Genomic DNA, 10,873 nt, shown 5'->3' on the forward strand with positions numbered 1-10,873 from the left:
TCACAGCTCGTGGCCGAGGTCGGCCGCCAGCCGCTTCACCAGGTCGTACGCGGCGTCCGGGATCACCGTGCCGGGCGGGAAGACCGCCGCGGCGCCCATCTCGAGGAGTGTCGGGACGTCCTGGGGCGGGATCACGCCGCCCACGACGATCATGATGTCCTCGCGGCCCTCGGCGGCGAGCTCGGTGCGCAGCGCCGGTACGAGGGTCAGGTGCCCTGCGGCCAGCGAGGAGACGCCGACGATGTGTACGTCCGCCTCCACCGCCTGCCGTGCGACCTCCGCCGGGGTCTGGAACAGTGGGCCGACGTCCACGTCGAAGCCGAGGTCGGCGAAGGCGGTGGCGATGACCTTCTGGCCGCGGTCGTGGCCGTCCTGGCCCATCTTGGCGACCAGGATGCGCGGCCGGCGCCCCTCCGCGTCCTCGAAGGACTCGACGAGGGTACGGGTGCGCTCCACGGACGGGGACGAGCCTGCTTCGGTGCGGTACACACCGGAGATCGTACGGATCTGCCCCGCGTGGCGGCCATACGTGGCCTCCAGGGCGTCCGAGATCTCGCCGACGGTCGCCTTGGCGCGGGCCGCGTCGACCGCAAGCGCCAGCAGGTTGCCCTCCAGGCCCGGGCCGGGGTCCCGTTCGGCCGCCGCGGTCAGCGCCCGCAGCGCGTCCTGGCAGGCCGCCTCGTCGCGCTCCTCGCGCAGCCGCTTCAGCTTCGCGATCTGCTGGCTGCGTACGGACGAGTTGTCGACCTTGAGGACCTCGATCTGCTCGTCGGTCTCCACGCGGTACTTGTTGACGCCGATGACGGGCTGGCGTCCGGAGTCGATACGCGCCTGGGTGCGGGCCGCGGCCTCCTCGACGCGCAGCTTCGGGATGCCCGCGTCGATGGCCTTGGCCATGCCGCCGGCCGCCTCGACCTCCTCGATGTGCTGCCAGGCGCGGCGCGCCAGGTCGTGCGTCAGCTTCTCGACGTAGGCGCTGCCGCCCCACGGGTCGATGGTCCGCGTCGTGCCCGACTCCTGCTGGATGAGCAGCTGGGTGTTGCGGGCGATGCGCGCGGAGAAGTCGGTCGGCAGGGCGAGCGCCTCGTCCAGGGCGTTGGTGTGCAGCGACTGGGTGTGGCCCTGGGTCGCCGCCATCGCCTCCACGCACGTACGCGTGACGTTGTTGAACACGTCCTGCGCGGTCAGCGACCAGCCCGAGGTCTGCGAATGGGTGCGCAGGGAAAGGGACTTGGCATTCTTCGGGTCGAACTGCTTGACCAGCTTCGCCCAGAGGAGGCGCGCCGCGCGGAGCTTGGCGACCTCCATGAAGAAGTTCATGCCGATCGCCCAGAAGAAGGAGAGACGCGGTGCGAACGCGTCGACGTCCAGGCCCGCCTCCTGCCCGGCCCGCAGATACTCCACGCCGTCCGCGAGGGTGTAGGCGAGCTCCAAGTCGGCCGTCGCGCCCGCCTCTTGGATGTGATAGCCGGAGATCGAGATGGAGTTGTAGCGCGGCATCTTCTGCGAGGTGTACGCGAAGATGTCGGAGATGATCCGCATCGAGGGCTTGGGCGGATAGATGTAGGTGTTGCGGACCATGAACTCTTTGAGAATGTCGTTCTGGATGGTCCCGGCCAGCTTCTCGGGCGGTACGCCCTGTTCCTCGGCGGCCACGATGTAGAGGGCGAGTACGGGAAGCACCGCGCCGTTCATCGTCATCGACACCGTCATCTTGTCCAGCGGGATGCCGTCGAACAGCTGGCGCATGTCGTAGATGGAGTCGATCGCCACGCCCGCCATGCCGACGTCGCCCGTCACGCGCGGGTGGTCACTGTCGTACCCGCGGTGCGTCGGCAGGTCGAAGGCGACCGAAAGGCCCTTCTGTCCTGCCGCGAGGTTGCGGCGGTAGAAGGCGTTGGACTCCTCGGCGGTGGAGAATCCCGCGTACTGCCGGATCGTCCAGGGCTGATTGACGTACATCGTGGGGTAGGGGCCGCGCAGATACGGCGCCACACCCGGATACGTCTCCAGGAAGTCCAGGCCCTCCAGGTCGGCGCCCGTGTAGAGCGGCTTGACCGCGATGCCTTCCGGGGTCTCCCACAGGAGGTCGTCGTCGGCCCTGCCCGAGGACTCCTTGACGGCGCTGCGCCACTGGTCCTTGGAGACGTCGGAGGGAGCCTCCGACGTCAGGTCGACACCGGAGAAGTCGGGGATCCGCATTACGCCACTCCCATGTGGTCGAGGGTGGAGGAGAGCACGGACACGGCGTCACAGCCCGCGAAGACGTACGCGTCGACGTCGGCGCGCTCGGCGGGCCGCCCCGCGAGGAACACCCGCCCCGCGCCTGCCGACTTGAGCGCCTCGGCCACCTCGTCGGCCTGCTCTTCGTAGAGCGCGTCGCTGGAGCAGAGGCACGCCACCGTGGCGCCGCTGGCCTTGAAGGCATCGGCGGCCGTCGTCGCGTCCACCGACACCGGGTCGTGGACGGCTTCGATGCCGCCCGCCTGGAAGAGGTTGGAGGCGAAGGAGGCCCGCGCGGTGTGCGCGGCGGCGGGGCCGAGCGCGGCGAGGAACACGCGGGGGCGGGCCCCGGTCGCCGCGAGGTGCGCGTCCGAACGGGCCCGCAGCGCCTCGTACGCCTCGTCGCGACGCACCCGCGGCAGGCCGCCCGACGGCTCGGCGGGGGACGCGTCGCGCTCGACCGGACGCTCCGTCAGATGCGGGAACTCGCTGACGCCGGTGATGGGTTCACGGCGCGTGGCGAGCTTCTGGCTGCGCCTGGCCCAGGTCGCGGCGAGCCGCTCGCCGATCAGACCGGAGCGCAGGGCCGCGGCCTGGCCGCCCGCGCCCTCGATCTCCTGGAAGAACTCCCAGGCGGCGTGGGCGAGTTCGTCCGTGAGCCGCTCCACGTACCAGGAGCCGCCCGCCGGGTCGATCACCCGGGCCAGATGCGACTCCTCCAGGAGGATCGTCGACGTGTTGCGGGCGATACGGCGCGCGAAGGCGTCCGGCAGGCCCAGCGAGTGGTCGAACGGCAGGACGGTGACGGCGTCCGCACCGCCGACGCCCGCACCGAGGCAGGCCACCGTCGTCCGCAGCATGTTCACCCACGGATCGCGACGCGACATCATCACCGGCGATGTCACGGCGTGCTGCCGCTGGGCACCGGCCTGCGGCGCGCCGCAGACCTCGGCCACGCGCGCCCACAGGCGCCGCGCGGCACGCAGCTTGGCGATGGTCAGGAACTGGTCGGCGGTGGCCGCGTACCGGAATTCCAGCTGGGCGCACGCCGTTTCGACCGAGAGCCCGGCCTCGGTCAGCTCGCGCAGATAGGCGACCGCGGTCGCCAGGGACGCGCCGAGCTCCTGCGCGGCCGAGCCGCCCGCCTCGTGGTACGGCAGGGCGTCCACGGTCAGCGCCCGCAGGTTCGGGTACTGCTGCCCGCAGACGCGGGCCAGTTCGACGGCGGCAGCGGCGTCGAGCCGCTCACCGGTGCGCGCCTCGTGCCCGAGGGGGTCCGCGCCCAGAGTGCCGCGCGCCGCGTCCTCGGCGACGCCGCGCACCTCGTACAGACGGAACAACTCACGTGCGGCGGGCTCGAATTCGGCGCCCGCGTCCAGAGCGACGGGGGCCAGGTCGAGAAAGACGCCGTCGAGCGCCCGGGCGAGTCCGGACACCGCAAGCGCGCCGGGACCCACGCCGAGCCACAGCGACGTGACGCCGTTCTCCAGGTCCGCGAGCACCGTCTCGTTGGTGCGCGCCGGGTCCGTGGTCGCGTGCCGCTGGCGCACGTCCCAGCCGGACGCGGCAGTGCCCGCGGCGGTGCCGCCCCGGACAAAGGGGGCGAAACCCGGGTAGCCGGCCTCGGGCGCGGCTTCTCGGGCGGTGTACAAGGGGCGGGTGCGAAGCCCGTCCTCGAGCGCGGTGGACAGCGCTTCCTCGGCGGCCGAGCCCGATACGTCCTTACCCGACTTGCGCAGTACGCCTTCCACCAGGCGCTGCCACTGCTCATGGGTCGCATCAGGGAACTCGGCGGCCAGCGTAAGCCCGTCGTCAGGCAGGACCGTCATGCCCCTGATGCTAGGGCGGAACCCCTGGCACTCGGTGCCGAGTAGGGCTGTGACCTTGACCTCTTCCGAACTCTCTTGATCTCAAACGAGCGGACGGCTACGGCGAAGGGGCCTCTGACCGGCGCATACGCGTCCCTCGGAGATCCACGCGCCCCTCGGCTACTGGAGTCCGGACGCCTTGAAGACTCCTTCGGCTGTGTCATGTTCGACGCGCTCCGCGATCCGGCGCAGTGCCGTCGCCCCGCACAGCAGCGATCCGCGCTCGGCGGAGGCGCGGGCGCCGTCCTCCACGAGACGCCACAGCGGCGGATTGGCGACCAGGACATCGGGATCGAGCACGACCTGACCGCCGGAGGAGTCCCGCAGGACGAGGCGAGGCGCGATGCCGTCGCTGCGGCGCACGGCGACGAGATCGTCGAGCCGTACGGTTCGCCGCCGGAGCGGGCCGCGGGAGACAAGGACCCCCGGGCGGGCCCTGACGCGCGGCGGTGTCAGCACGGCGAAGAGCAGCGCACCCAGGCCGAGCCACAGGAGCGCACCCCGGGCGTCGAGCCTGCCGGTCGCCGCGTCGAGCACCAGCAGCAGCCCGAAGAGCAGCGCGGCGCAGCCCGCGGCGGACCGGGCGTCACCGGCCCAGGTGCGGTCGTGCGTCCACGGGCCGTGTGTCGACCGGTCGTGCGTCCACCTGTCGTGCTCCGTGGGGCCGGGAGCATCGGGGCCACCAGGGGTGCGCCGTGCGGGGCGCGTCATGCGTCGGGCCATGAGGCGACGCTAGGGGCGTCACATGGCCAGGTGCTCCGCCGCAGCCGACCCTTGACGCGCCACTGACGCCGCACCCGGCCATGTTGACGGCCGCCTGACGGCGGGCCTGCCGGTGATGTGGTGGACGTACTCGCGCTGGAGGCGGAAGCCGGCCGTCCAGGCGAGCAGGCGGCTCGGCCTGTTGTCACGCGCGCACGACCAGCTCGCCGTGCGGCCGCGGTCGGCGATGTCCCCGCACAGGGCCGTGACACAGGCGAGGGCGAGGCGCTCGCGGCGGCGCTCGGGCGCGGTCACGACGGCGACGTCCTCGTACGCGCCCGAGACGAAGTAGCCGCAGGCGACGGCTGCGATCCGGCCGCCCCTGTCGAAGGCGGCCCAGCCGTGTCCGGAGGCGGCGAGGCCCGCCGGGCCGCCCCAACTGGCGTGGATCCATGAGGAGTTCGGGATGGTCAGGGAGAGTTCGGCGAGCGCCGCGGCGTCGCCGGCGGCCAGCGGGCGCACGGTCACGCCCCTCGGCGGCCGGGGTGCGGACACCCGTTCGCGGTGGAGGTACAGCATGCGCTCGGCGGGTACGACGCGGTCGAACGCGGTGGCAAGCAGGGGCAGGAATCGATCCGCGGCCATGACGTGGCTCCCCGCGAACGGGGCGAGCTCCGCGGGATCCACGGCGTCCGGGTCGCCGCGCAGCAGCACATGTCCGGCGCAGCCGACCGCCACGACCCGCGGTCTCGGCGCCCGGTCCGCCCACCAGCTCCCCACCCCCGTGGTGATGACGTGGTCGGGCAGGGACGCGGCGCCGGGCGCCCCGGCAGGGAACCAGGCGGCGAGTGCGGGCAGCCGGTGCTGCTGGAGCTGGATCACGGAACGGTCCTCCTGGGGGTGAAGCGATGGGGCGCCCTGCGGGTGCGGCCTTCTGCGGTGGCGCAGAAGGCCGCACCCGCGGCCTCAGCTCTGGCCGGCCTTGCTGCCGTGGTTGGCCTTCTTCTTGCGGCGGGCCTTCTTCTTCCGGGCGCGCTTGGACATCGTGGTGATGCCTTTCAGGTCGTGTCTTTCAAGTGGTGGCGGTGTGGCCGACCAGGAGGTCGGCGAGCTTGTTGAGGCGCTTGACGGTGCGGTCCTCCGTGGCGGCCGCGGCCGGCTCCACCCGCTCGTCACGGTCGTAGTACGCACCGTTGACGATCTCCGTCGCCGGGTCGCACAGACGCACCACGTGCGCGGCGCCCTGTACGGGGGACACACCCTCGTTGGCGTACAGAGACATCAGCGCCGTCTCGCACACACCGGGGTGCACCGAGACCGCCGTGACGCGCGGGTCCGAGGCGAAGACCGTGAGCGCCAGCTGCGACTGGGCGTACGCGGCAAGGCGTGAGTAACGGCGGGCGCGGTTGGGGTCGTTCCACTGGATGGACGCCGTGCGGTGCAGCGAGGACGAGACGTTGACGACGCGGCCACCCGGGTCGGTGGTGAGCGCGGGCTCAAGGAGGCCGGTGAGCAGGTAGTGCGCGAGGAAATTCACCTGGAAGGCGATCTCGTTGCCGTCCGGAGTGATGGTGTGCCGCTCCGGGGCGGCCATGCCCGCGTTGTTCACCAGCACGTCCAGACGCGGGTGTTCGGTGACCACACGGTGCGCAAGGCGCTCGACCTCGTCGAGGTGGGTGAAGTCGGCGGCGAACGGGCAGAGCCGGTCGGCGTCGATGCCGGCGGTGGCGACGAGGCGGTCGGTCGCCGCCTGCGCCTCGTCGGCGGTGCGGCCGTGCACCAGCACGGTGGCCCCGCGTTCGGCGAGGAGCCGAGCGGTCTCGTAGCCGATCCCGGAGGTGGCTCCGGTGATCAGGACGGTCCGTCCGGACAGGGGTGCAGAAGACGCAGAAGACATGGTCTTGTTCCTGGGATTCGTGAGTGGGCGCGCACGCCAGGCGGCCCCCGGTGAGGGCTGTGCGTGTGCGGAGGCACGGCAACGCGAAAGCCGCGTACGGCCGTTGGGAGAGGTGCGGTGTCAGCGCACCGTCGGGTGAACAGCGCGCGGAACCGGCACCGCCGTATGAGGCGGCCGGTCGTCACGGCGCGAGAAGCTGTTCACGTCGTCCATCCAACCGGCAGCCGGTCAGTGCCTCAAGAGGACGGCGCGGTCCTTGATGAGGCCCTGACGGGCGCGCGCGTTCGTGTTCGCGACCTGGTCACGTATGTGACCTACCGCGTGCTGTCCTGAGCTCGTCAGACGGGCTTGATCCGGCGGCGCAGGAGGCAGAATTCGTTGCCTTCCGGGTCGGCAAGGACGTGCCAGCTCTCGTTGCCCGTCTGGCCGACGTCGGCGGGCCTTGCGCCGAGCGCAAGCAGCCGCTCCAGCTCGGCGTCCTGCGGGCCGCCGAAGACAACCCTGCGGGACTGGCCAGGTGATTGAACAGAAACGCCCTGGCTAAGCATCCTCGGTGAAGTCCGGTGCGGTACGCGCCCCGTAAGGGGCGCGGGGCTGTGACATGTGCGGCTCCGCCGCGAAGGGGGTCCCCCTGTTCGACCGAAGCCGAGAACTTGGGGGAGTGACCAGCCCCCACCGGCCCGCGCGTTCATAACCGCACTTCCCGCGGAGCGCTTAGGCATCCCGGAACCGGTCCCGGATCTCGGGGAGTTGCTGAAATCCGGCCGACTTGTACGTGGCGACGGCGCCGGCGTTGCGGCTCGGGGTGGCGACGATCGCGCTCGACGAGCCCAGCTCCTGGAGCGCGGCCGCAGCGGCGACGGTGATCGCCTTGCCGTGACCGTGACCGCGATGTTCTGGGTGCACGCCCATCGGCTCGAGCAACCCGGGCCTGCCCGGACCGGCCGACCACACCGTCACCGCCGCCACCGCATTGCCCCGACCGTCGTACGCGACCAGACATCGCGCGTCGGCGTACGGCGATCCGGCCGCCATCGCCCGCCAGCGCTCGTCCGTGAACGTCGACTTGCCGAACGCAGCCCGTTGTACGGCGGTCCGCACATCTGCCCGCTCCGGCGCGATCACCTCGATCCGAACGCCGGGGTCGCTCACCGGTTCCATGAGGTCGCGGCGCAGCGGCGTCCACGGCTCGTCGGTGCCCCAGCCGTGGTCGGACAGCAGATCGTGGACCAGCGCGCCCGCCGGCGCGTCGACTGCCACCTTCCCCCCTCCCAGCACGCCGCGCTCCGGCCGGGTCACGTCCTCGACCAGCTGCCGCGCCAGCTCCTCGTCCCGCCGGGCATCCGGTGCCATCGTCAGCCGCAAGAGACCGGGACCGTCAAGCAGCCCGACGGCGAGGGTCCGTCCGCCCCGGCTCCACGTCCGGACCGCCGCGGCCGTAGCCTGCGCACCGAACCGCCAGAACCAGCCCAGGTCCCCCGGATGCAGCTGCATCGGCGCCCCGTCGTACTGCCACTCCCGCAGCGCGCCCACAACCTCGCTCAGCCCGTCAACGCCCGGCTCGCCCAACATCATTGGCCTTCCCCCGATCACAGGTCCGGGCGGGTGCCCCGTGCGGCGCCCGCCGACGCGGCCATCACGCACAGCACCGCGATCCACTGCGACCAGAGCAGCGACTCCTGGATCAGCGCCGTTCCGCTTTCGGCCACGCCGAAGGGCACCGCCACCAGTGCCGCGACGGCCATCCCCAGGGCCATTCCCTCCATCAGCAGGACCACACCGCCTGCCGCGAGCACGGCCCCCGTCGACGCTCATGGTGGCCACGCGTGGAGTCTCAACGATCGGGCGCCGGGCGTCACATGGTTTTTGAGGTCAGCGTTATTGAGGTCAGCCTTGTGGTCAGCCGAGCCCCGGGACCGTGGAGATCACCAGGTCGATCAGCTTGATGCCGACGAACGGCAGGATCAGGCCCCCGAGGCCGTACAGGGCGAGGTTGCGGCGCAGCAGATCGTGCGCCGACGCGGGCCGGTAGCGCACGCCGCGCAGCGCCAGCGGGATCAGCGACACGATGATCAGCGCGTTGAAGATGATCGCCGAGGTGATCGCCGACGTGGGGCTGTGCAGGCCCATGATGTTCAGCGCCTCCAGGCCGGGATACGCGCCGGTGAACATCGCCGGGATGATCGCGAAGTACTTCGCCACGTCGTTCGTGATCGAGAAGGTCGTCAACGCACCCCGGGTGATGAGGAGTTGCTTGCCGATCTCGACGATCTCGATCAGCTTGGTGGGGTTGGAGTCCAGGTCCACCATGTTCCCGGCCTCCTTGGCGGCCGAGGTCCCGGTGTTCATCGCCACGCCCACATCCGCCTGCGCGAGAGCCGGCGCGTCGTTGGTGCCGTCGCCGGTCATCGCCACCAGCTTCCCGCCCTCCTGCTCCCGCTTGATCAGGCCGAGCTTCTCCTCGGGCGTGGCCTCCGCGAGATAGTCGTCGACGCCCGCTTCGGCGGCGATCGCGCGTGCTGTCAGCGGATTGTCACCGGTGATCATGATGGTGCGGATGCCCATCCGCCGCAGCTCGGCGAACCGGTCCCTGATCCCGTCCTTGACGACGTCCTTGAGGTGGATCAGACCCAGGACGCGCGGACCGTCCCAGTCGTGCACCGCGACGAGCAGCGGGGTGCCGCCGGACGCCGCGATCGAATCGCTGAACAGGCGTGCCTCGGGCGGCACTTGGCCGCCGCGCAGCTCCACCCAGTTGATCACCTGGGCGGCGGCGCCCTTGCGGATGACGCAGGCCGCGCCGTTGTCCCAGCGCAGATCGACACCGCTCATCCGGGTGCGGGCGCTGAACTCCGCGAACTTGGCGTTGGCCAGCTCTCCTTGAGCGGGCTCGCGCAGGCCGTACCTGTTCTTGGCGAGGACGACGACGGAGCGGCCCTCGGGTGTCTCGTCGGCGAGGGAGGAGAGCTGCGCCGCGTCCGCGAGCCGCAGTTCGTCGATGCCGGGCAACGGCACGAAGGCCGCCGCCTCGCGGTTGCCGAGGGTGATGGTGCCGGTCTTGTCGAGCAGCAGGGTGTTGACGTCGCCCGCCGCCTCGACCGCGCGTCCTGACATGGCGAGGACGTTGCGCTGCACGAGCCGGTCCATGCCGGCGATGCCGATGGCCGAGAGCAGCGCACCGATCGTCGTCGGGATGAGGGTGACGAGGAGGGCCACGAGCACGGTCGTGGACTGCGCCGCGTTGGCGTACGAAGCCATCGGCTGCAGGGCGACGACGACCAGGACGAAGGTGATGGTGAGCGCGGAGAGCAGGATGTTCAGCGCTATCTCGTTCGGGGTCTTCTGGCGCGACGCGCCCTCGACGAGCGCGATCATCCTGTCGAGGAAGGAGTCGCCGGCGCGCGAGGTCACGCGTACCACCAGGCGGTCGGAGAGCACCGTCGTACCGCCCGTGACACCGCTGCGGTCGCCGCCCGACTCACGGATGACGGGCGCCGACTCGCCGGTGACGGCGGACTCGTCGACCGCCGCGACACCCTCGACGACATCGCCGTCGGCCGGGATCAGTTCACCGGCCTCGACAAGGACGAAGTCGAAGGGCTGCAGCTCGGTGGCGGCCACCGCCTCGGTCCTCGCGAGCTCAAGGTCCACGCCCACCCGCCAGTTGTCGCGAAGCCGCAGCGCCACCGTGTCCGTACGCGCCTTGCGCAGCGCGCGTGCCTGCGCCTTGCCGCGGCCCTCGGCGACCGCCTCCGCGAGGTTCGCGAAGATCACCGTCAGCCACAGCCAGGCACTGATCACCCAGGCGAACACGGACGGATTGAGCAGCGCGGAGAGCGTGGTGAGCACCGAGCCACAGCCGACGACGAACAGCACGGGCTTCTTGACCAGCGCCCGAGGGTGCAGCTTGTGCACCGCGTCGGGGAACGACTTCATCACCTGTACGGGATCGACGGTCGCCCCCGATCGGATGCGCCGCCGACTCTTCGAACCACCCCCGGACGGCGGCTTCGTGGGCGGAGTCGGAGCCTGCGGCGGGGCGGTGTGAAGCATCGGGGCAGAGACCTTCTGGTGGGGGACCGGCCGCGGCGCGCGGCGGAGGCCTGGGTGGTCATGACGCCGGGTCGGCGCAGGGGCCCCTGCGCCGACCCGGCGTCATGACCACCCAGGCCTCCGCCGCGCG

General features: G+C 71.4%; 9 protein-coding genes. All 9 read right to left on the reverse strand.

Annotation, left to right across the window (positions count from 1 at the left end):
• Complete coding sequence (scpA, locus tag AB0O76_RS26320; protein ID WP_365495949.1) at positions 1-2,202, reverse strand: methylmalonyl-CoA mutase; 2,202 nt, start codon at positions 2,200-2,202, stop codon at positions 1-3.
• A complete protein-coding gene (gene mutA, locus AB0O76_RS26325; RefSeq protein ID WP_365495951.1) occupies positions 2,202-4,052 on the reverse strand; it encodes a methylmalonyl-CoA mutase small subunit in 1,851 nt (616 codons plus the stop codon). Before mutA ends, scpA begins: the two co-directional genes overlap by 1 nt.
• Before the next feature lie 159 nt (positions 4,053-4,211).
• Positions 4,212-4,814, reverse strand: a complete 603-nt coding sequence (locus AB0O76_RS26330; protein ID WP_365495953.1) for a hypothetical protein — start codon at positions 4,812-4,814, stop codon at positions 4,212-4,214.
• A gap of 18 nt (positions 4,815-4,832) precedes the next feature.
• Positions 4,833-5,675 carry a GNAT family N-acetyltransferase gene (locus tag AB0O76_RS26335; RefSeq protein WP_365495955.1) on the reverse strand — a complete coding sequence of 281 codons (843 nt, stop codon included), beginning with the start codon at positions 5,673-5,675 and terminating at the stop codon, positions 4,833-4,835.
• 190 nt (positions 5,676-5,865) lie between these two features.
• On the reverse strand, positions 5,866-6,690 hold the full coding sequence (locus AB0O76_RS26340; protein WP_365495957.1) for an SDR family NAD(P)-dependent oxidoreductase: 825 nt from the start codon (positions 6,688-6,690) through the stop codon (positions 5,866-5,868).
• 338 nt (positions 6,691-7,028) lie between these two features.
• A complete protein-coding gene (locus tag AB0O76_RS26345; protein WP_365495959.1) occupies positions 7,029-7,412 on the reverse strand; it encodes a VOC family protein in 384 nt (127 codons plus the stop codon).
• Entirely contained in the window at positions 7,405-8,265 is an 861-nt protein-coding gene (locus tag AB0O76_RS26350; RefSeq protein WP_365495961.1) for a GNAT family N-acetyltransferase, read from the reverse strand. Before AB0O76_RS26350 ends, AB0O76_RS26345 begins: the two co-directional genes overlap by 8 nt.
• 14 nt (positions 8,266-8,279) lie before the next feature.
• Entirely contained in the window at positions 8,280-8,486 is a 207-nt protein-coding gene (locus AB0O76_RS26355) for a hypothetical protein (protein WP_365495963.1), read from the reverse strand.
• Between the two features lie 103 nt (positions 8,487-8,589).
• Entirely contained in the window at positions 8,590-10,626 is a 2,037-nt protein-coding gene (gene kdpB, locus AB0O76_RS26360; protein ID WP_365495965.1) for a potassium-transporting ATPase subunit KdpB, read from the reverse strand.
• Between the last annotated feature and the right edge of the window lie 247 nt (positions 10,627-10,873).

The organism is Streptomyces sp. NPDC086554 (assembly GCF_040686095.1).
Classification (GTDB): Bacteria; Actinomycetota; Actinomycetes; order Streptomycetales; family Streptomycetaceae; genus Streptomyces.

Excerpts from the sequence above, each read along its gene's own strand:
- AB0O76_RS26345 (WP_365495959.1), bottom strand. The coding sequence starts at position 7,412 with ATGCCTAAGCGCTCCGCGGGAAGTGCGGTTATGAACGCGCGGGCCGGT.
- AB0O76_RS26330 (WP_365495953.1), bottom strand. The coding sequence starts at position 4,814 with ATGGCCCGACGCATGACGCGCCCCGCACGGCGCACCCCTGGTGGCCCC.
- AB0O76_RS26350 (WP_365495961.1), bottom strand. The coding sequence starts at position 8,265 with ATGATGTTGGGCGAGCCGGGCGTTGACGGGCTGAGCGAGGTTGTGGGC.
- AB0O76_RS26340 (WP_365495957.1), bottom strand. The coding sequence starts at position 6,690 with ATGTCTTCTGCGTCTTCTGCACCCCTGTCCGGACGGACCGTCCTGATC.
- kdpB (WP_365495965.1), bottom strand. The coding sequence starts at position 10,626 with ATGAAGTCGTTCCCCGACGCGGTGCACAAGCTGCACCCTCGGGCGCTG.
- mutA (WP_365495951.1), bottom strand. The coding sequence starts at position 4,052 with ATGACGGTCCTGCCTGACGACGGGCTTACGCTGGCCGCCGAGTTCCCT.
- scpA (WP_365495949.1), bottom strand. The coding sequence starts at position 2,202 with ATGCGGATCCCCGACTTCTCCGGTGTCGACCTGACGTCGGAGGCTCCC.